At 49.4% G+C, this 20,310-nt stretch carries 26 protein-coding genes; 1 reads left to right on the top strand and 25 read right to left on the bottom strand.

Translation table 11 applies throughout. The features are described 5' to 3' along the window. Window positions 1-56: 56 nt before the first annotated feature. The 8 genes from ACLQ3M_RS05955 to rplU all read right to left on the bottom strand — a co-directional run bounded on the left by ACLQ3M_RS05955 (window position 57) and on the right by rplU (window position 5,949). Window positions 57-929 carry a basic amino acid ABC transporter substrate-binding protein gene (locus tag ACLQ3M_RS05955; protein ID WP_411676775.1) on the bottom strand — a complete coding sequence of 291 codons (873 nt, stop codon included), beginning with the start codon at window positions 927-929 and terminating at the stop codon, window positions 57-59. 100 nt (window positions 930-1,029) lie between these two features. Further along, complete coding sequence (locus ACLQ3M_RS05950) at window positions 1,030-1,884, bottom strand: RluA family pseudouridine synthase (RefSeq protein ID WP_411676774.1); 855 nt, start codon at window positions 1,882-1,884, stop codon at window positions 1,030-1,032. A gap of 394 nt (window positions 1,885-2,278) precedes the next feature. Beyond that, window positions 2,279-3,205: a YitT family protein gene (locus ACLQ3M_RS05945; RefSeq protein WP_411676773.1), complete on the bottom strand. Its 927-nt coding sequence runs from the start codon at window positions 3,203-3,205 to the stop codon at window positions 2,279-2,281. A 6-nt stretch (window positions 3,206-3,211) separates the two neighbouring features. Then, window positions 3,212-3,607 carry a Mini-ribonuclease 3 gene (locus tag ACLQ3M_RS05940; protein ID WP_411676772.1) on the bottom strand — a complete coding sequence of 132 codons (396 nt, stop codon included), beginning with the start codon at window positions 3,605-3,607 and terminating at the stop codon, window positions 3,212-3,214. An 11-nt stretch (window positions 3,608-3,618) separates the two neighbouring features. Beyond that, window positions 3,619-4,890: a GTPase ObgE gene (obgE, locus tag ACLQ3M_RS05935; RefSeq protein ID WP_411676771.1), complete on the bottom strand. Its 1,272-nt coding sequence runs from the start codon at window positions 4,888-4,890 to the stop codon at window positions 3,619-3,621. A gap of 136 nt (window positions 4,891-5,026) precedes the next feature. Then, a complete protein-coding gene (gene rpmA, locus ACLQ3M_RS05930) occupies window positions 5,027-5,311 on the bottom strand; it encodes a 50S ribosomal protein L27 (protein WP_066644197.1) in 285 nt (94 codons plus the stop codon). Between the two features lie 3 nt (window positions 5,312-5,314). After that, complete coding sequence (locus ACLQ3M_RS05925; protein WP_187036595.1) at window positions 5,315-5,635, bottom strand: ribosomal-processing cysteine protease Prp; 321 nt, start codon at window positions 5,633-5,635, stop codon at window positions 5,315-5,317. A gap of 5 nt (window positions 5,636-5,640) precedes the next feature. Next, complete coding sequence (rplU, locus tag ACLQ3M_RS05920; RefSeq protein ID WP_066644195.1) at window positions 5,641-5,949, bottom strand: 50S ribosomal protein L21; 309 nt, start codon at window positions 5,947-5,949, stop codon at window positions 5,641-5,643. Between the two features lie 375 nt (window positions 5,950-6,324). On the opposite strand from rplU, the gene ACLQ3M_RS05915 reads away from it, so the two are divergent. Continuing rightward, window positions 6,325-7,224 (top strand): hypothetical protein, encoded by a 900-nt coding sequence (locus tag ACLQ3M_RS05915; RefSeq protein WP_411676770.1) that lies wholly within the window; start codon window positions 6,325-6,327, stop codon window positions 7,222-7,224. A 75-nt stretch (window positions 7,225-7,299) separates the two neighbouring features. Here the strand turns inward: ACLQ3M_RS05915 and ACLQ3M_RS05910 are convergent, their stop codons facing one another. From ACLQ3M_RS05910 to yunB, 17 genes are all read right to left on the bottom strand, one after another. Further along, entirely contained in the window at window positions 7,300-7,842 is a 543-nt protein-coding gene (locus ACLQ3M_RS05910; RefSeq protein WP_411676769.1) for a hypothetical protein, read from the bottom strand. A gap of 79 nt (window positions 7,843-7,921) precedes the next feature. Next, window positions 7,922-8,809 (bottom strand): polyprenyl synthetase family protein, encoded by an 888-nt coding sequence (locus tag ACLQ3M_RS05905; protein ID WP_411676768.1) that lies wholly within the window; start codon window positions 8,807-8,809, stop codon window positions 7,922-7,924. Beyond that, window positions 8,796-9,017: an exodeoxyribonuclease VII small subunit gene (gene xseB / locus ACLQ3M_RS05900; protein WP_411676767.1), complete on the bottom strand. Its 222-nt coding sequence runs from the start codon at window positions 9,015-9,017 to the stop codon at window positions 8,796-8,798. The genes ACLQ3M_RS05905 and xseB overlap by 14 nt, the downstream gene beginning before the upstream one ends. Continuing rightward, window positions 9,014-10,255: an exodeoxyribonuclease VII large subunit gene (gene xseA / locus ACLQ3M_RS05895; protein ID WP_411676766.1), complete on the bottom strand. Its 1,242-nt coding sequence runs from the start codon at window positions 10,253-10,255 to the stop codon at window positions 9,014-9,016. The genes xseB and xseA overlap by 4 nt, the downstream gene beginning before the upstream one ends. Next, complete coding sequence (locus tag ACLQ3M_RS05890; protein ID WP_411676765.1) at window positions 10,252-11,184, bottom strand: peptidase M22; 933 nt, start codon at window positions 11,182-11,184, stop codon at window positions 10,252-10,254. Before ACLQ3M_RS05890 ends, xseA begins: the two co-directional genes overlap by 4 nt. Beyond that, complete coding sequence (gene nusB / locus ACLQ3M_RS05885) at window positions 11,177-11,584, bottom strand: transcription antitermination factor NusB (RefSeq protein WP_411676764.1); 408 nt, start codon at window positions 11,582-11,584, stop codon at window positions 11,177-11,179. The genes ACLQ3M_RS05890 and nusB overlap by 8 nt, the downstream gene beginning before the upstream one ends. A gap of 117 nt (window positions 11,585-11,701) precedes the next feature. Beyond that, window positions 11,702-12,280 (bottom strand): SpoIIIAH-like family protein, encoded by a 579-nt coding sequence (locus tag ACLQ3M_RS05880; protein ID WP_411676763.1) that lies wholly within the window; start codon window positions 12,278-12,280, stop codon window positions 11,702-11,704. A 22-nt stretch (window positions 12,281-12,302) separates the two neighbouring features. Further along, the gene (locus ACLQ3M_RS05875) at window positions 12,303-12,893 is read right to left on the bottom strand and encodes a stage III sporulation protein AG (RefSeq protein WP_411676762.1); all 591 of its coding nucleotides are present in this window, start codon (window positions 12,891-12,893) and stop codon (window positions 12,303-12,305) included. Then, window positions 12,883-13,362: a stage III sporulation protein AF gene (locus ACLQ3M_RS05870; protein ID WP_411676761.1), complete on the bottom strand. Its 480-nt coding sequence runs from the start codon at window positions 13,360-13,362 to the stop codon at window positions 12,883-12,885. The genes ACLQ3M_RS05875 and ACLQ3M_RS05870 overlap by 11 nt, the downstream gene beginning before the upstream one ends. Then, the gene (locus ACLQ3M_RS05865; protein ID WP_411676760.1) at window positions 13,359-14,519 is read right to left on the bottom strand and encodes a stage III sporulation protein AE; all 1,161 of its coding nucleotides are present in this window, start codon (window positions 14,517-14,519) and stop codon (window positions 13,359-13,361) included. Before ACLQ3M_RS05865 ends, ACLQ3M_RS05870 begins: the two co-directional genes overlap by 4 nt. A gap of 3 nt (window positions 14,520-14,522) precedes the next feature. Further along, window positions 14,523-14,912 carry a SpoIIIAC/SpoIIIAD family protein gene (locus tag ACLQ3M_RS05860; protein ID WP_411676759.1) on the bottom strand — a complete coding sequence of 130 codons (390 nt, stop codon included), beginning with the start codon at window positions 14,910-14,912 and terminating at the stop codon, window positions 14,523-14,525. 1 nt (window position 14,913) lies between these two features. Next, a complete protein-coding gene (spoIIIAC, locus tag ACLQ3M_RS05855) occupies window positions 14,914-15,108 on the bottom strand; it encodes a stage III sporulation protein AC (protein WP_066644185.1) in 195 nt (64 codons plus the stop codon). Between the two features lie 16 nt (window positions 15,109-15,124). Further along, complete coding sequence (locus tag ACLQ3M_RS05850) at window positions 15,125-15,622, bottom strand: stage III sporulation protein AB (protein WP_411676758.1); 498 nt, start codon at window positions 15,620-15,622, stop codon at window positions 15,125-15,127. Next, window positions 15,552-16,571, bottom strand: a complete 1,020-nt coding sequence (locus tag ACLQ3M_RS05845) for a stage III sporulation protein AA (protein ID WP_411676757.1) — start codon at window positions 16,569-16,571, stop codon at window positions 15,552-15,554. Before ACLQ3M_RS05845 ends, ACLQ3M_RS05850 begins: the two co-directional genes overlap by 71 nt. 135 nt (window positions 16,572-16,706) lie before the next feature. Next, on the bottom strand, window positions 16,707-17,591 hold the full coding sequence (locus tag ACLQ3M_RS05840; RefSeq protein ID WP_411676756.1) for an aldose 1-epimerase family protein: 885 nt from the start codon (window positions 17,589-17,591) through the stop codon (window positions 16,707-16,709). Between the two features lie 44 nt (window positions 17,592-17,635). Further along, window positions 17,636-19,624 carry an NAD-dependent DNA ligase LigA gene (ligA, locus tag ACLQ3M_RS05835; RefSeq protein ID WP_411676755.1) on the bottom strand — a complete coding sequence of 663 codons (1,989 nt, stop codon included), beginning with the start codon at window positions 19,622-19,624 and terminating at the stop codon, window positions 17,636-17,638. 22 nt (window positions 19,625-19,646) lie between these two features. Beyond that, window positions 19,647-20,276 carry a sporulation protein YunB gene (gene yunB, locus ACLQ3M_RS05830; RefSeq protein WP_411676754.1) on the bottom strand — a complete coding sequence of 210 codons (630 nt, stop codon included), beginning with the start codon at window positions 20,274-20,276 and terminating at the stop codon, window positions 19,647-19,649. Between the last annotated feature and the right edge of the window lie 34 nt (window positions 20,277-20,310).

The following is a 20,310-nucleotide window of genomic DNA, read 5'->3' as shown; positions in this document are numbered from 1 at the left end:
CAGCAGTATGCAGGGCGCAGAAACACTCTGCACCCTGCATATTTTATTTCTTCAAATTATTCCCCAGTCAGTGAAGATTGATATTTTTCTATAATCTGATCCAATTCTCCACTTGATTTCATCTCTTTCAGGACCTCATTAATTTGATCCAGCAGCGCAGTATTTCCTTTTTGAACTGCGATTGCGTACTGTTCGCTGGTTAATGAATCGTCCAGCTTAACAAGTTTATCAGAGTTTTTCTGAACAAATTTTGTGGCCGGGAAATTATCTATGACAACCGCGTCGATTCTTCCGTTGATCAAATCGGAAATGGCATCCGACCCTTTGTTATAGCGCTTCACGGAAGCTACCTTAATGTCACTTGTTCCGTCTTCATTTGTGCAAAAAGTATCACCGGTCGTGCCCTGTTGAACTCCCACATTTTTACCATTTAAGTCCGTACGGGATTTAATAGCACTGCCCTTTGGGACAATGATTGCCTGTGACGCGTCAAAATACGGATCAGAAAAATCGACATTCTTTCTACGATCATCCGTTGCCGTCATGCCGGCTGCCACAAAATCACATTTATTCGTCTGCAATTCCATGATCAAAGATGCAAATTCAACATCATTAATCTTCAACTCAAGGCCCAGTTTATCAGCAATTTTATTCGCGATTTCCACGTCAATGCCGACAATCTTGCCGCTGTCTCTATACTCAAACGGTTCAAATTCCGCATTGGTGGACATGGTCAGCGTACCGTCCGTAATCGTCTTTACAGCACCGGAAGAAGATGCCGAAGACGCCGTCTTCGCGGAAGAAGACGTTTCCGCAGAAGCGTCTGATGCAGCCTTACTGGAAGAACTGCTGCTTTGCGAGCAGGCTGCCAAAGAAGCAGACATAGCAATCGTAAGGACAAGCGCCGCAAACCTCTTTGCTTTTTTCATAACGAACAACCCCTTTATTAAATTCGGAAATCATTGTCTGAAAGGATTATACCGCATAATTATTCACAATTCAAGTCGTTTTACGAAATATATTGAAAAATTATTCACAAAAATCGGTATATCCGGAATTTCGCATAAATTTCAGAAGCTTTTCCATGTCATCTGGTAAACTATGAACAAATCTCATTGTTCGCCGGTCAACCGGATGAAGGAACCGGATTTCAGTACAGTCGAGGGCCTGTCTGCTTACTTTTAAAAGATTCCCGCCATAGAAATCATCCCCCGCAAGAGGATGGCCGGCACTGGACAAATGAACTCGAATTTGATGAGTCCGTCCCGTTTTTAATTTTAGAGCCAGCAGGCTGTGTCCGTGCCCGGAAAAAAGGCTGCGCCATCGGGTCAGTGCATATTCGCCGTCAGAACGCACAGCCCGCTGCAGCTTGTGACCTTCCTTAATCCCAATCGGTTTCTCAATTTCTCCGCTTCCGGTCAAAATACCTTCGCAAATGGCCAGATATGTCTTTTTTACATTTTTGGCAAGCACAGAGGCCGCATAGGAATGCTTTGCCAATAAAACAAGACCGGTTGTATCGCGGTCAAGCCGGTAAACCGGCCGAAACGAGTGCTGTTCCCCTCGGCCCGAAAAATAATTTGCAACCGCGTTTGAAAGGCTGTCGCGGTCATGTCCCGGCGACGGATACATCGGCATTCCAGACGGTTTATCAACCACAATCAAGTCCGTGTCTTCATAGACAACCACAATTGGAATATCCGCAGTTTGGGGTATTTTATGATCCTGAGGCAGGCAAAGGCTGATGTGGTCTCCTTCCCCTAAACAGTCGGTTACGATCGCATGTCTTCCGTTTACGACAATCCCCATGGGCGTTCTTTTCAATTTTGCCAGCAGTCGAGTCGATATCGCACAATAATTTCGAAGAAAACTTTTCAGTTTCACACCCTGATATCCGGACGGTACCGTAAATTCAATGATTCGTATTTTAAACTCCACCATTCACACAAATCTTTTCATTCCGATCACCAAAGCAAAATTCTCCTTTGGCAAAGATCCGTTTCACCTCTTGAAAAGATTGGTATATTTGCAGGAAAAAGAATCATAATAGACTCTGAAAAGGAGGTGAAGTGGCTTGGATAAGCAATCTTCAAGGCAGGACAGTCAACAATGCTCCGGCCGGAACACAAAATATGACAGCAATATGAAACAGAATAAAAACAACAAATCCTGCGAGAGTACGGAAAGCCAAAAAAACACTCAGGCCTGCAACAGGAACAACCAAAACAGCAAAGGCTGAAAGACACTTGTACCGGACGATTCTGCTGAATTCGCCCGGTTATTTTTTTTCGGATTTTAATCTTTCAATCAGTTCGCGAAGTGTTTTATCTTCCGGTCTAACTTCCCGAAAACCCTCACCCGTAATTTCACCTGCATCCCCAACAATCAAAAAAGCGTTTCTGTCAATGGTCCGGACAATATCCTTGATTTTTACGACCTCATAACGACGCGCGGCGCAAAGCAGGACCTCGCCTTTCCTGCCGGTATAAGCGCCTTTGGAATCCAGATACGTCACACCGCGTTCCACGTCCGTCAGAATTTCCTGCGCGATCTGATCATTCTTTTCCGAAATGATAAAAATCACCTTGCCGGTCCCAACATCCGTGCCGTATAAGATTGTGTCGATCATCCTGGATGAAACAAAAATCGCAATCAAAGCATACAGCGCACTTTCAATGCTGCGATAAGCGATCGCTGAGATCACAACAATTACAAAGTCCACGCACAGCATCAGCTTTCCCATCGAAACAAACCGCACTCTGCGGTTCAGCAACCGCGCGATCAAATCAGTTCCGCCGGTCGTAGCGCCACGCATAAAGACAAGGGAAAGGCCCGTGCCGTCCAACAGCCCCCCAAAAATTGCAGCAAGCATCGGATTGCCGCTATAGGGCGGGATCAAAACGGAAAGGATATCGATCGCACTGGCAACAAAAACGGTAGCGATCATGGTCTTTCCAACCAGCTTGTAGCCGATTTGCAGAATTGCCCAGATAAAAATCGGTATATTTAGAATCAGACTCATCATTCCGATCGGCAAACCGGACAGATAATTGATTACCGTGCTGAGCCCGGTTACACCGCCGGGCGCAATATGATTCGGAGCAGTAAACATTCTGACGCTGACAGCGCACAGAATACTCGCAGCGGCATAGTAAAGAAAATCAAGCAGCAGCTCTTTCGCTCCGTTTTTCAGGTGCAGCAGCATAAACTTTTAATCCTCCCCGCAAACAGTTTCAAACAGTTCGCGCAGACGGTCCAGTCTCCCGCTCAGATATAGATATCCGAAAAGGGATTCAAAGGCGGTAGCGGCATGATATTCAGCGGGGTCCGAATTTTTGGGGACATGATTGCTGTGGGCATTTCTGCCTCTCCGCAAAACATCCTGCTCTTCCTGGGTCAAAACAGGCAGAAGCTTTTGTACAAATGCGGCCTGTGCGTGTGCGCAGACCTGTTCAACGGCAGCCCGGTGTAATTTTGAAACCGGGCGCTCTGCCTGACAGACCAGTCTTTCACGAACAAACACTTCAAATACCGCGTCGCCGATAAATGCCAGGGACAAAGCCCCCATCCGTTTTGGGTCACATGCAACATTGTAAAATCGTTCCAACCGGCGCACTCCTACTCCATATAATCAAATTCAACCCCGTAAATACTGACCGTGTCACCCTCGTGAACTCCCGCTTTCCGCAGCGCATCATCCACACCGGTATGAAGCAGCACTCTTTCAAAATAACGAAGAGAATCCACGTCGTCAAAGTTGACAGAGCGCAGGACCGGAATCAGCCATTCGCCCTCCACAACATAAACGCCGTTGCTGTTTTCGACATTCACTTCGTGCCGGCCAATCTCTTCAACCGGAAGCTGCGGCTCCGGCTCCGGATCATAACGCCGCACCGGCGGAAGCTTCTGCAGCAGCTCATCAATTCGTTTCATAAGCGGATCCACCTGATAGCGAATTGCCGCCATCATCGGGAAAAATTCAAATCCCTGCTTCTCGACAAACGCTTTAAAATCCTGAATCTTGGTATCATCCGTCAGGTCGCATTTATTGCCGGCAACCAACATCGGCCGTTTCGCAAGTTCCGGATTGAATTTTTTCAGTTCGGAATTAATGACCTGAAAATCCTCTTTCGGGTCGCGTCCTTCGCTTCCGGAGACGTCGACAATATGGATCAGCAGCCTGCACCGTTCCACATGCCGCAGAAACTGATGTCCCAATCCGGCTCCCTCGTTCGCCCCCTCAATCAGCCCCGGGATGTCGGCGATGACAAACGAGCGCTCCGGCCCCATGCGAACAACGCCAAGAACCGGCGTAAGAGTAGTAAAATGGTAATCTGCAATTTGAGGCTTCGCCTCGCTGACAACGGAAACCAAAGTTGATTTCCCAACGTTCGGAAATCCGACAAGTCCGACATCCGCAAGCAGTTTCAGCTCCAACTGAACTTCGAACGCTTCACCCGGTACGCCGGGCTTTGAAAATCGGGGAGTTTGCCTGGTTGCCGTCGCAAAGTGGGAATTTCCCCAGCCGCCCCGGCCGCCCTTAGCAATAACCTGAGGTTCATCCGCCGAAAGGTCGGCAATCAGCCGTCCTGTTTGGGCGTCTTTCACAAGCGTGCCCCGCGGAACGCGGATGACCAAGTCTTTGCCGCCCCGCCCGCTGCAGCGCTTTCCAGACCCGTTCTGTCCGTTTTCCGCCGCAAACTTTCTGCGGTAACGAAAATCGGACAGCGTTGATTGATTATCGTCCACCTGAAAAACAATGTCTCCGCCCCGGCCGCCGTCGCCGCCGTCCGGACCGCCCGACGCGACATATTTTTCTCTGTGGAACGCGACGGCCCCGTCGCCTCCGTCTCCCGCTTTTATATTGATTTTTGCGTGATCTATAAACATAAGTGAAGCTCCTTTACTCCCGCTTCTGCCGGATCGACCATAACTTTCCAGTAGCAGTATACCATATTTTGCTCCATAATAGCAAAAAAATCCCGGGTTTACCACCCGGGATCTTTTTCTGTACCGTAAGGCGGAATTACTGCTCCTCGGCATAAACGCTGACCTTTTTACGGTCGCGGTCATAACGCTCGAACTTCACCTTGCCGTCAATCAGGGCAAACAGAGAATCATCGGACCCAATGCCGACATTGTTGCCCGGATGAATATGGGTACCGCGCTGTTTTACCAGAATATTGCCGGCCAGAACAAACTGACCGTCACTGCGCTTCACGCCGAGGCGTTTAGACTCGGAATCACGGCCGTTCTTGGTGGAACCCATTCCTTTTTTATGAGCAAAAAGCTGAATGTTAATCTGCAGCATGCTTTACACCTCCGTATCAATGATCTGAATATTTTGAGGATACTGCTGACGGAGTGCCGTCAAATGAAGCCGCAGCCCCCTTAGTGGAACTTTACAGGCTTCGGCATCCTCCGAAGCAATTTTACAGTCCAAGTAACCGTCTTTTACGCACAGCGAAGCGTTCACTCCCACGACATCCGTAATCGTGTTTGCCGTAAGATAAGCCGCGGAAGAAACCGCAGCACATACAATATCGTAACCCGCTTCGTCGGCTCCGGAATGGCCGCTGATACAAAAACCGGCGTTCTTCCCGTCGCGAAACGTAAAAAACTCAGCACAAATCATAGGTTTCAGGCGTTGATTTCCGCAATCTGAACCTGAGTGTACGGCTGCCTGTGACCCATTTTGCGCTTTTCATTCTTTTTAGCCTTATAGGTAAAGACCGTAATCTTCTTTCCCTTGCCCTCTTTCAGGACCTTGCCCGTTACGGTTGCGCCGTCAAGATACGGCGCTCCAACCTTTGCGCCATCCTCGCCGACAATGGCAAGTACCGGGAACTGAACCGTGGAATCTTTTTCCAGCGCAAGCTTTTCCACAAAAATGACATCGTCCTTCTGGACTTTGTACTGCTTGCCGCCGGTCTCAATCACTGCAAACATGAAATGTAGTTCCTGCCTTTTCTTAGTCTCGCTATTCTCGGGCGGGTTTCCCTCTTTCAGCCCGGAATAAGCGGCTTATCTATGGTATCATATTCCGTCAAATTTGTCAATGTGTAATATTGATATACCAATTAAACATTGCCGTAGTTTGATGGGGAAATCATGAAAAGTCTCATACCAAGGCAGTTTTAAGGCCATTTATAGTGGAATGGTTTATTCGGGGGAGCAATAGCATAGACTGAAATACTTCTATATAAAACTTGATATTTTTTCCAAAATAGTATATTATTGGGTATAGTGATTTAAAAGGCAGGTGAAAATAGTTCCATCGAAAAAAAGTACGCAATTAAATCAAAATTGAAAGGATGGTATTACATGAAAAAGTTAATTTGCACTCTCTTAGTTAGTCTACTGTTGATAACAAGCGTTTCTCCGGCATTTGCTATCAGTAAAAGTACAAACGCTATATCAGCACTAAGTGCTTCTGTAACCTCTAATGAATTTCCAAACGCATACATTAAGCAGCGTTTTGTTGCTAATCCAAAATCATTGGAGAGCTTCTCTCTTTTAAAAGATGGAAAAAACGTCGGCTATGTTACTGCAACAGCTTATGTAGAAGAAACTTACGAAATTTTAAATAGCAAACCGATGATTACTAGTAGTAGATTGCTTTCCAAAAAAGAAGTTAAGACTATTGGAGAACAGAATTTTTCTGATATAAATTCTGCAATGAGCTCGTTTTCTACTACTAAACATAAGCATAAAGTAAGAGGAAAGTTTAGTATGACTTTTACTGTAAAAAAATACAGCAATCAATATAAACTGCAACTTATAAATAATTGGGATATAAACGGCTTCTGGAATTCAGGTAGTAATGGTCCTGCGGCTGGTCCGGACTACATGGGTTTCGCGTGGGGTGGTGGTTTCGACTATGACAACTATGATGCGGATACTGAAAACTCCGAGAATTATCATTCAACACCCGACGTGGCAGATATTTCGCCCAACGGAGGGATCGCTTGGTCATTTGATGATCTACAATGGGGTAGCCATACAAATATCTGGGTTAAAAATTCGTCATGCTGGACAACAATCGGCAAAAATACATTAACAGGTAAAGGTAACACCACAAGTGTTGTTGGAGAATATATACACACTTGGAAAGATGTTCAAGGTTCATTGTCTTTTTCGACTTCAGGTGATATAGGCATTAACTATTCTATCAAGGATAAAAAATGGTCATTAAAGCTATCTATTTCCGGAATTCCATATTAAATTAGACACTAACAAGTTAAGGCTGATTCTATAGGAACACATCCTGCTAAGATTTTTCTCAGCAGGATGTGTTCCTTATTCATTAATCGCACAAATTTTATTTCCGTTTTTGTTATAAACAAACCCTTTATCGCTCTGATCCGTTGCATGTTTAATCCAATAAATATCCAGCACATACCGCCCCAGATTTTGCTTGGAATACATTCTGCCGCTGTTTGTAAACTGATAAGATGCTGCTCCTAACTTTGTATTGTCGCCATAAACAATAATCAACGATTGCTGCCCGTCCCGCGTCCCTTCCTGATAATTATACGTTTCAATTTCAGAGCCGCCGCTCCCTTCTCCGAAATAACGGTACCGGTCAGGAAAAATGAGGTCTCGCTCCAGGATAATCAGTTTCGCTTCGTTCCCTTTGTCATATAGGGCTGCCAAAAAATTGTTTTTCCGGTCAACGGCATCTACCCGAATCTGTCCCTCTTTAGATTCGGTTTTTTGGGTGATATAATCGTGCAGGTCACTCTGATTTAAAATTTGCACCGTTGAGATGCAATGCCAGCCTAAAAAGAGCAAAATACAGAAACATAAAACAATAAATATAGAAAAGGTTGATTTTTTCATAATGTTTTGCCACCGTCTTCCTTTATTCAAGTATAGCATAAATAAAGTGAAAGAAGCAAGATCTAAGCACAAACTCGACTCAGCTTTTCCGCTGAGCTAAGTTCCCGGCCAGTTCGCGCAAATAATCTCCCCGCGTGCCGAAACAGGAAAGCGCTTCCGTTGCCTCATCGGTCAGCTCCCGTACGAGCGCATGGGCTTTTTCCATACCGAGGATGGAGACATAGGTGCTTTTAGAATTTTGCAGGTCGCTCCCGATCGGTTTGCCAAGCGAGTCCTGCTCGCCTTCCACGTCGAGGATATCGTCCTGAATCTGAAACGCAAGACCGATCGATTTGGCGTATTTTTCAGCCGCATGCAGTTTTTCCTCCTCTGCGCCTGCAAGGACGCAGCCCATTTTTGCGGCCGCCACGATGAGTGCGCCCGTCTTGCACTCATCCATGTAAATCAGAGTATCGGCTGAAATCCGCTTGTCTTCGCTTTGCAGGTCGATCATCTGCCCGCCCGCCATTCCGTAGGCGCCGGAGGCCTTTGCCAGAATACCGGCCGCCCGTGCAGCGCGCTGTGGGCCAACCGAAGCAATGCTGTCTTGCGAAAGCATCGTTTCAAAGGCCATCGTCAAAAGCGCGTCTCCCGCCAGCAAAGCCCGGGCCTCTCCAAACACAACATGATTTGACGGTTTCCCCCGGCGCATGGAGTCGTCGTCCATACAGGGAAGGTCGTCGTGGATCAGCGAATAGGTATGGATCATTTCGAGAGCACAGGCAAACGGAATCGCGGATTCCTGGTCGCCCCCGCAAGCGCCGCAGAATTCCAGAAGCAGAATCGGTCGGATTCTCTTGCCGCCTAACAGAAGGCTGTACCTCATTGCCTGAAACAGCCCGCCCTGCAAGAGCTTTTCCTCGGGGATGTACTTCTCAAGGCTTGCCTGAATTACTTTCATATAATTCTGCGGCTCAATCCTGCTCATCCGCTTTTCCTTCCTTATGATCCATTTCCGTAATCGTTCGAACCTTTTGCTCGGCCTCGGTCAGTTTCCGGTAACAGAGCGAGGACAGGGCGGAACCTTCTTCAAAAAGTTTCAGGGATTCTTCCAGAGAGGTCTCCCCCGATTCCATCTTCCCGACGATTTCTTCCAGCCTCGCGGCGGCCTCTTCAAAGGTCAGCTTCTGTTTCATAACTTACCCGCCTCCGATCGTTTCTTTTTTTGCATCCGGACATTTTCCACCAAACAGCCGACATTGCCATCGTTCATTTTGATCGTAAGAATTTCGCCTTTCCTTACTTTGGAAGCACTGCCGACCGGGCTCCCGTTTTCATCACAGGTTACCGCGTATCCACGCGACAGCACGGCAAGAGGACTGAGTGCGTTCAGCCGCCCGCTTTCGGATGACAAAATAGTGTGACAGCTCTGTATTTTCCGGGTCATATGACTGTTCAATACGGAAGAAAGCTGTGTGATTTCCTGCTTTCTCTGTTCCAGCCGCTCCGCCGGGTTTCGAAAAACATCGCTGTCGGAAAGTCGGTCAATTCGCCGGCCCGCGTCGGAGAGAACGGACTCTATCGCCTGATGAAGGCGCTTTCTCATACCGCGAAGCCCCGCCGCCAGCTCTATTCTGTCGGGGACCGCCAATTCCGCCGCTGCGGAAGGCGTCGGTGCCCGCAGGTCTGCGGCAAAGTCACAAATCGTAAAATCCGTTTCGTGCCCGACCGCGGAAATCACCGGAATACGGGAGGCCGCAACCGCACGGGCAACCGATTCCTCGTTAAACGGCCACAAATCCTCCAGCGAGCCTCCGCCTCGCCCGACGATCAACACATCGGCGCAGTTTAAACGATTGAACCGTTCAACCGCATCGACGATCTGGGGCGCGGCCTCCGTTCCCTGCACCGCCACAGGACAAAAAACAATTTCAGCCGCCGGGTATCTTCGGCCCAGCACCGTAAGAATATCATGTACCGCAGCGCCGGAGGGCGAAGTGATGACTCCGATTCTCTCCGGATATTTCGGAATCTGCTTTTTCTTTCCGAATAAGCCCTCGGCCTCCAGTTTTCTTTTGAGCTGTTCAAACGCAACGCTCAAAGCGCCGACTCCGTCGGGCTGCAGATCTTCAATGTAAAGCTGATATTGACCGGTCGCCTCATAAACGCTTACACGGCCCCGGGCAATTACTTTCATGCCGTCCTCCGGCACAAACCGCAGGCGCTCCGTATAACGCGCAAACATCACCGCTTTTATGACGCTCTTTTCATCCTTTAACGACAGATATAAATGCCCTGAGCGATAATAATTTTTAAAATTTGAAATTTCTCCCGAAACAAAAACCTGCGTCAGGTGCGGATCCTGTTCAAAAACGGAACGAACGTACGTATTCAGTTGCGTAACGCTCAAAACCATCGGCGTAATCCGGTTCACTGCAAATAACCTTCTTTCCGGGCGGCAAGCACGGCGATCCCGGCGGCGTTGTCACAGGAATATTCGGGCTCGGCAAAAAACGCTCCGTACTTTTTTTCCAGTGCGATCCGAAGAATGCCGTCACTCATGACGCCGCCCGCAAATACAAGAGGTAGTTCCCCATACTGCTTTAAAAGGACTTCCGCCATTTCGTCCAATGCCGCCAGAATAGAAGCAAGGCAGAACGCGGCAATCTCTTCTTTCGGTGTGCCCCTGTCCAGCATGGCCCTGCAACGATTTTCGATCCCGGAAAGTGAGCAGTCCGCTCCCTTCAAAGTCGCCCGAACGACTGATGGACGCTTTGCTCTGCCCGCGAGCGCCTCCAGTTCCTTTCCTGCCGGAAAAGGGAGTCCCAGCATGGCGCCAACCCGGTCAACTGCCTGTCCGCCTTTCAGGTCCAGCGACCTGGCTACGATTTCAGTCAGAAAAATCTGTTGCTCATCCGGCGTTGCCAGCACGGCTTCCGTCGTTCCTCCGGAAACGTGAAACGCAAGGAACCGCGTCTTAAGAAGATCGACTTTACCCGCAGAATACAGTGCCGCGGCTATATGCCCCTGCTGATGGGAAAACAAATGCAGCGGCGACCGGCAGACCTGGGAAATTGCTTTCGCAGATCCAAGGCCGGCAAGGAAGCATGGCATATAGGAACTCTCCATGCTTCTTGGCCGGTCGGATGCTCCAACCGCCTCGATTTCCGAATCAGCAAGAGGAAGCGCGGAGAGCACCTGTGGCAGCTGGACCACATGATGGAAAACGGCGTCGCTCTGGCGAAGGCCCAGTTCCCCTTTCTTCACCGGCAGCAGCATTTTGTTCTGGCGGACTACTCCGTCATTCCAGAGAGCCGCGGAGGTCGTATAGTTACTGGTATCGATTCCCAATACGCTAGGCATGTTCCGCTTCCTGTGTCTTTGCCAGCGAACCCAGGACTCCGTTTACAAACGGAGCGTCTTCGGCGGTTCCATATTTCTTGGCAAGTTCGACCGCCTCGTTGATGGATACACTGATTGGAATATCTTTTTCATATAATATCTCATATACTGCCAGGCGCAGAATGGAGAGGGACACCTTTGAAAGGCGGCTGACTTTCCACCCGCGGGTAAAACTTTCGATTGTTTCATCCAGCGTCGATTCATTTGTCTGCACGTTTGCCGCGACCGTTTCTGCAAAATCGTCGATTGGAAAGTCATTGGCCTCGTTTGCGGCGGTTACGACGTCGTCTATGTTTTCATGGTTGATGCTCCTTGCAAAAATCAGAGCAAAAGCCTGCTCGCGCGCTTCGCGTCTTTTCATTGATTTCCCCCGTGAGTTTATAGTTTCGATGAAAAAACCCTCCACATTGTGGAGGGTTCAACCCGTTCACCGTATCATCCACGGGAATTATTATACCACATTTGCCTGTGAACACAACTATTCGCATTCAACAATCTTGATTTTATCATAGGAAATCCCGGCCTGATCGGCAACAATGTCCCGGATCACGATCGCGTCGTTCTGCGTATTGGTCTTGGTCTTAACAACGACGCTGCATTCATCGTTCTGCAGGAATACGACGCAGTCGTTAAAACCTTTCGCCTTAATCAGATTTTCGATCTCAGCTTCCTTCACGATGTTCTGGGCAATCGTGTTTGCCTGCGACACAGCCGTTTGCTTTGCCGCGTCTGTTTCGCCGGAACCGCTTACAACCTTTTGCAGCATTTCAACGGATTCGTCCCGGGCCTTTTCCCGCGTAAGTCTCGCAGATGCAAAATAGTCGTCTCCCGCGACGCTCGCGCTGGTATCGACCGCCGAAGAATTTTCGCCGGAATTTGCGCCACTTTCATTTCCGGACGCGTTGACCAGCAGAGTTTCACCCAGCTCCCGTCCGGACGTGACGGCATTCGTCGCGGAAAGCTGCGTATTCCCCATCAGCGCCCAGTTCAGATAGACGGCCGCCCCCAGCGCAACAACCAAAGACGCAAGAACGAGCTGCCGTTTGCCCATTGTCATAATCGAATTCCCCCTGTTTTCTTTATTTTGCTTTTATGACGCACACCCGTACGGAAGAGATATCGAGAGCCGTCGTGACGGCGTCGATGACGCTCTGCTGTACCACCGGATTTCCGCCGCCCTCGCAGACCACAACGACGCCCTTGACAACCGGCTGGATCTCGGTGACCGAAAGCGCCTGTTCGGAACCGTCGGCGCCTTTCACCAGAATGTAATTTGTCTCGTTGCTTTGATCCTCTTCATTTCTGGTCGTGCCGTCCGACTGGTCCTTCGTCGTCTGGCCACTGGCCTTTTCTTCCTTTGCGTAAACCGACTGCTTGGTCTGTTCCAGGGTCACCATGACGCTCGCGCTGCCGACCCCCTGAATTTTAGTAATCAGCTCCGTCAGTTCGTTTTCAAGATGTGTTTCGTATTCCTCCGCCGTATAAGTTTTTGATGGTGAAGCCGCTGTTTGCTGCGTTTTCCCGCTGTTTGTCAGAAACCCGGAAAGAAAAATGAGCGCAATTCCAACCAGACCGGCGCCAAGAATAATTTTACGGTAATTTTCATTTTCTGCCAAAAGGTCCAAAAGACCGGTTCCCCGGGCTTTTCCCTCTTTTTCGTCACCCTTCATTGGAAACGACCTCCGTTTTGATTCCCAGCGTCTTTTCCAGCGCGGACGACACACCGGCGCGTCCAGATGCTGCTTCCCCATCAACAGTCACAACGACTTTATTAATTGATATGCTGCCGTTTTCATCCGTATCCATAATCACCTGAACATTTTTACAGTTTATCCCCATTCTCTTTAATTCCGAGTGAACCAGTCCGGTAATGCTCTGCTGCGCGGCGTCCTCAAACTGCCGGTCCACTGTGGAGTTCAACCGTTCGTTTTCTTTTGCCGGATGATTTTCCGTTTCCAGTCCGGCCCGTATCTGCGGAACAGCCTTGGAGATTGGAGCAACAAGGGCACAAATGATAAAAGCACCGATGACAAACCTCGCCATCCGTTCCATGGAACCGTTTGGGACAAGGCTCTGCAGCATGGCGGCGGACAGAGCGGCAAGGCAGATCACCGTCGCCCATTCCCTGACCCCGTTCATTTCACGCCCCCGACAACAATCATAATGACTGTTGAGATAATCAGAATCATCATACTGCAAAGCAGAACCGCCAGCATTGTTGATACAACGTCCGAGGATGCTTTCAGCAGCGAGGAAATATCGTTTAGATCGAAAATCTGCCCGATGCCCGCACACAGATTCAGGGTCAGTATCCAGACAATACATTCCGCGATAATCGGCAGAAAGATAAAGATCCCGGCAAGAAGCCCAAATGCACTGACGCCTGATTTCAGTAATTTGACACAGCCTGTTACGGTCTGCAATGCCTCTCCAAGCGCATTGCCGACCACCGGGACAAAACTGCTGACAACAAACTTTGCGGCTTTCGAACTCGTGTTGTCCAACGACGAAGCAACAATGGAGTGCATGGTGATCAGGCTGGTGAACAGCGTCATGCACAGCCCCATGATCCATTTGACCATTTTATTGAGCGCCGCGCACAGCCCGCTCAGATTAATGCCGGGTGAAACGGCCGATACAATTGACAGCGCCAAAAATATATTCAGCATCGGAATAAAAAAGGTCGATGACAGGATAGAGATCGCATTTCCGGCTGCGAGCATCAGAATGTGGTACGATCCGGCGGAAACCGGCTGCCCCGCCGCGATCATGATTCCGGTAAGAACCGGGATGCAGGCCAGCAGAAATCCGGAGGCGGCGTTCAGCACATCCGCGGCGTCATGAATACAGGATACAATCGGGACAACCACAATCGTACAAATGCAAAGCGTCCCGACCATTCCGATTACCCCGCCCATCGGTTTTTCTCCGAAGGACAGCTTCATCCCGTTCAAAAGTGCACAGAGCAAAATCACGGCAAGCACGCCGCATAGTATTTTCAATGGATTTTTAGCCTGTCCTGTAAATACGCTTAAGATTTTCTGAAAGTAATTCTGAGGTGAAATAGAGGTGATGGTCTTCCAGTCCGTTCCTTCCACCCCGAGATCGCTCAATATTTTTTTCGTTTCCGGAGACAAGCTGTCCGGCAGCTCATCCGCTCCGCTCTGCTTCAGCTGGTCCTCATAAAATTTATCCGTCAGCTGAGGCAACCCGGATTCCGTCGCCGCCGCGAATATCGGATGTGAAAATAAAATTGCGGCGGCTACCGCAATGATCAGGCAGACTGCTTTTTTCATTCTTCACCCACCGATCAGATTCACCGCTGTCTCCGCAATTTTTTCAAACAGAGGCAGAGACAGAATCACGATAGAAATTTTTCCGGCAAGTTCCATTTTAGAGGCCAGCGCGTTTTCCCCCGCGTCCCGGCAGGAGTCTGCCGCAAACTGTGCCAGGAAGCTGATTCCGAGCGTTTTCAGCAAGATCAGGATATAGTCCGTGGTCAAGCCCGTTGCGGAAAACAATGTTTGAATCTGATGCATGGCGGGAGCGACGCTTGCAAAAATTTCGAGCAGAATCACAACTCCCGCCGCAATGCTCAGTAAAGCGGCGTACTCCTGATGATACCGGCGCAGCATGGCGGCAATTACCGCCGCGCAAACGGCGATTCCCGCAATTCCAACGATATTCATGTTATAAACTGAATATGGATTTGATCGTCTTAAACAATGTGCTGATCTGCTGGATAATCATCATCAGAACAACGATCAGCCCCGCCAGGGTGGTCATCATGGCCTGCTCCTGACGGCCGGAACGCTCCAGCAGCTGATTTAAAACCGCGACAATGATACCGATTGCGGCGATTTTAAAAATCAAATCCACATCCATTTTTCTTCCTCCGTTTTCAGCACAGCAGCAGCGCCGAGGATAAGCCGGCGAATATGCCGAGCATCAGATATAATTTTGATTTCCTGTTCCGGTCTTCCCGAGCCGATTTCAGATTTGCCCCGAATAACCCGGAAAACAGTTCCAGGTGTGAAATCTGGCCATCCGTATCGCTGGCTCCGAAATCCTCTCCGAAAGAGAGCAGCATTTCCCTGTCCCGTGCGGTAAATCCGTCGTATTTTGAAAAGCATACCACGGCGGAATTCCATGCTGCGGCAAACCCCTTTCCGCCGTCGGATTGTTTCGCACACTCCCGCATAAAACGAAAATCTGTTCCATGCCTTTTTAAGACCTGAACGACAGGAACTGCGGAATAACGAACCTCCGTTTTTGCGGCGGAAAGGAACCGCAGAAACGATTCCAGGCTTTCTACTCTTACGGAAAGCTTACGCGATTCCATAAAGCCCCAGAGAGTTCCCGCCATAATCAGCAGAAGCGCCCCCACCAGCTTCAGCAAGCAAATCACCCGCTTTATAAATTCCTGCAATTTTTCCGGGCCCGTTCTTCGCATCCAAAAGAGCGACAGAGGCAAACGCTCCCGTTCTCAGCAGTTTTTGCGTCTGCACGCGCCGCATCAGTTCCTGAACGGACCCGGCATGAATGCTTGCAATCATCGTGACGCCGGTATTTAGCCCCTGCTCCACCGCGGTTACTTCACTTTCAGATCCGATTTCATCACAGATGATAATTTCCGGCGATAAGGTTCGCACGGCAAGCAAAATTCCATCGGCTTTGGGGTATCCGTCCAGCACATCGCAGCAGCACCCCAGATCATTCTGCGGAACGCCCATATAGGTCCCGGCGATTTCTCCGCGTTCGTCAACGACGGCAACCTTCTTCAGGTTTCCGCGGGAACCGCCGGACAACTGCCTTGCAAGGTCGCGGAGGATTGTTGTTTTTCCGCTGGAGGGAGCTCCCGCAAGCAAAAGTCCTTCCTGCAGGCGATTCCCAAGCTGATCCAGCAGTAAATCGGCGGCGCCCCGGATTTCGCGCGAGATTCTTAAGTTGATGGAAGAGATTTCGCGCACGGAACCGACGACCGCAGACTGTAAAACCGCCGTGCCGCAGATGCCCGCCCTATGTCCCCCGCTCAGGGTGATATAACCGTTTTTAATCTCGTTTTCATGGCTGTAGATGGAATAGCTGCACAGATTTCGAAAGCTCTCTTCCAAATCCCTGCGCTCCGCGACTACCAAGCCCGTAACCACACGGCACGCAAGGCGCCCTCCGGGGCCAAGAAAATAGGTGCCCTCCGCGCAGCAGATACAAACCGGACGGTTCACGCGTAGCCGAATTTCCTGTGTGTGTTTCTTGACATCGGCTGGCAAATTGAAAAGAGCCGTACTAATTCGTTCACAGATACATTTGGAAGCGGTGTCAAACCGCTCGTCCCTTTCTTCGATCATTACCTTGTCCTCTCCCTTCATCCAATAGATATGGACAAAACGGTGAGGTTAGAACAAAAAAAAATAAGCCTCCTGGCCAAACCCGGCATAGGCCGAAAAAATCTCCGGCCCCTGTTAGGAACCGGAGATTCTATTTTAGGAGCCAATTATTTCTATTGTGTAGTGAAACGACTTACTTTGTCCCGGCGGAAGAAGAGTCATTCCTCTTTTCTTTTCAAACGAATCTCCCTCATCCGTACAGGTAGGCAGCCCGCTCCAGGGTTCCAGTGCTACAAAAGGACCGCCGTTTGAACTGGACCAAATCAGAAAATATTTGAAATCGTGAAATTCCATTTGAATCCCGCGGCCGGTCTTCGGGCTATACAGCTTTACCGCTCCGGAACGCAGGGAATCGAAAATCAGCGCGTCGTTTTCAAACAAATGATGATTTAACTTCAGAACCGACTCTTTATTTAAGATTGTTCGGCGCCGGCTTAAATCGACAAGCCCGGTTTGTGAGTCGGGTGACGGGCAGTCCGCAGTCTCCGGATATTCGAACTCGACAATATAGTCCTCGAAAAGCTCCCCGGCGGCCAGCGGACAGCGAAAGCCCGGATGTCCTCCAATCTGAAACGGCAAATCGGAATTGCCCGGATTGTAAACGGTGTACAGGGTCGTCAGGCTTTTACCAAGCAGAAGATACTGAATCTCCAATTCAAAATCGTAAGGAAACCGTTCTTTTGTTTCCAAATCGGAACGCAAAGCAAACGTAATAGAATCCCTGCTTTTGTCCTTCAGCACAAATTCCCTTTTGCGCGCAACGCCATGCCGCTCCATCCGGCAGATCTGACGGGAAGCCGTTACAGCCTGTTTATTTCGAAGACTGCCCACGATTGGAAAAAGAACCGGTGCCTGCCCGCTCCAGTAAGTTTTGTCTCCCTGCCATAAATATTCCAAGCCCGAACAGCGAAGTGAAATCAGTTCCCCACCGAATGTATTAAAATCCGCAGTTGTATTTTGATTCGAAAGTGTATCTTTCATGACAAATCCCCCGTTTCAAATTCGATGTTCCGTTATTTTCGAAGTCAGGAGTTTTCGCCAAGCATCTCTTCGAGCTCGTGCTCCGAAATTACGGCAACACCAAGCTGATTGGCTTTTGTCAGTTTACTGCCGGCGTCGTCGCCGGCCAAAACATAATCCGTTTTCTTAGATACACTGCCGCTGACCTTTCCCCCGTGCTTTTCGATCAGCTCCGTTGCCTGTGCTCTGGACAGGTTTGGCAGCGTTCCGGTCAGCACAAATGTCTTTCCCTGAAAACGGCTGTCCGAAACGTCGGTCAAACAAGACATGTTAACTCCGGCGTCTTTTAAGCGGCCAATCAAATGCGCCGTATTGGACAAGCTGAAAAATTGATGCACACTCTGAGCAATAATGCCGCCTATACCTTCCACCGAGGCAAGATCGTCTTCTGCCGCCTGAAAAATTCCGTTGATGGTCCGGAAACGGGCGGACAGAAGCTTTGCCGCTTTTTGTCCGACGTGAGGAATTCCCAGGGCAAAAATCAGACGATAAAGATCGTTCGTTTTGGAACGGTCAATTGCGGCAATCAGATTATCAGCGGATTTTTCGCCCTTTCGTTCCAGTTCAAGGATTTGTTCCTTCTTTAAAAAATACAGATCGGCCGGGGACGACAGAAGATGTTTTTCAACAAGCTGCTCAATGACGGCCGGTCCCATCCCGTCTATGTCCATTGCGTCACGGCTGCAAAAATGAATCAGGTGCCGGAGCAGTTGGGCAGGGCATTCCGGATTCGTACAGCGAGTGGCGGCTTCCCCTTTTTCCCGCACCACCGGCGCGCCGCAGGACGGGCAAACCTCCGGCATCGTAAAGGGCAGAGAATCTTCCTCATGGCAGACCACGCCGACCACTTCCGGAATGATCTCTCCCGCCTTTCTCATCACGACCGTGTCACCGACACGAATTCCCTTTTCCTCAATAAAGTCCTGATTATGGAGCGTCGCACGGCTGACCGTCGTACCCGCAAGTTCAACGGGCTCAAAGATCCCGATCGGCGTCAGCGCGCCGGTCCGGCCGACATTAACCTCTATTCTTAGGAGTTTTGTCTGTTTTTCTTCCGGAGGATATTTAAACGCTTCCGCCCACCTGGGGAATTTTGCCGTGCTGCCGAGCACTTGTCTTTGTGAAAAGGAATCGACCTTTACAACCGCGCCGTCAATGGAATAATCAAGAGTCCCGCGTAATTCCCCAATCCGTCCTACCTCTTCAAGGACTTCCTCAACAGTATTGCAGGTGCGATAAAACGGAGGAACCGCGAATCCCAAATCCTTCAAGAAATCCAGCGATTCTTTATGACTGTGCAATTCGGTCCCCGCGACCTGCTGCACATTGAATACAAAAATATCGAGTTCGCGGGCGGCAGTGATCCTGGCATTTTTCTGTCTCAGGGAACCGGCCGCGGCATTACGCGGATTTTTAAACGGTTTTTCTCCTTCAAGCTCCTGAATCGCCGCAAGTTTAAAGAAGCTGTGATGAGACATGTAGACCTCACCCCGCACTTCCAAGAACGGAATCGGCCGCGTTAGCTTTTTCGGAAGACTTCGAATCGTCCGGAGGTTTTCGGTAATGTCTTCGCCCACCGCGCCGTCTCCCCGGGTGGAACCCCTGACAAAGACGCCGTCCCGGTACTCAGCGGAAACTGAAAGCCCGTCGAATTTCGGTTCCACGATATAGGTTGGTTTTCCCACTGCCGCGCGTACACGGCGGTCAAAGTCTTTCATCTCTTGATCGGAAAAGGAATCATGAAGGCTTTCCATCGGAACCGCATGAACCACGGGGGAAAATTTATTCAGAGCCTCTCCCCCTACCTTCTGGGTCGGAGAATCCGGCGTGACAAGCTCCGGAAACTGCCCCTCGATCTGTTCCAAGCGTCTGTAAAGCTCATCGTACTCAAAATCGTCGATTTCAGGTGAATCCTCGACATAATATTTTTGGTTATGGTAACGGATCTGCTCCGAAAGCCGATGCCATAATTGTCTTGCTTCTTCTAGTTCCAAAGCTTTCCGCCTCCTGCGAATTTCAGTCCCAATTTGCAACCACCTGCGGCACAGAGCCAACGACGACCGTTTCCGCAACCAGAATATTTGTTTTGACATCTGTTGTCGCATCAAATCCGGGCAAGAAGGAATAGATACTCGTATTGATGTCCAGATAAATCTGATGCTTTGTCTGATTGATTCCCGCCGAAGTCAGTTCGCTGTTGAATTCGGCCGTCACGTTGCCGGAAAGCGACGCCTTCAGCGCAATTTTGGGACCTTTTCCGTGAAAAAAGTCGCCGCCGAATAAAGTACCCAATGGGACCCATACGGTAGAATATGTATCATTGTTTAACTTATCCTGAATATTCTCTATGATTTTCGCCTTGAGCTCATTCATTTTCACCATATTGGTCGTAATGGCCAAAACCTGACCGTCGCTGCCGCGCTGAACCGTAATCAGGTCGTCATAAGATATGTTGTCCCGATTCAGCTCTTCCATTACCGCATTGTTAATCGTGTTCACGGACTTGATTTTCGCCTCGTTTGCCGTAATAGACTCTATGACCGGCCTGATCTGGCTATTGAAAATCAGTATGAACGCCAAAAAAACAAACAGAAAAAGAATGAGTCTTCCTCTGGCGGGCATCTGGCTCCGTCTTCTCCGCCTCATGGGACGCACCTCCCAAAGTATATTACTGCATAAT

The organism is Caproicibacter sp. (genome assembly GCF_046707225.1).
Taxonomy (GTDB): domain Bacteria; phylum Bacillota; class Clostridia; order Oscillospirales; family Acutalibacteraceae; genus Caproicibacter.
This window is presented reverse-complemented; position numbering and strand designations above follow the sequence as displayed.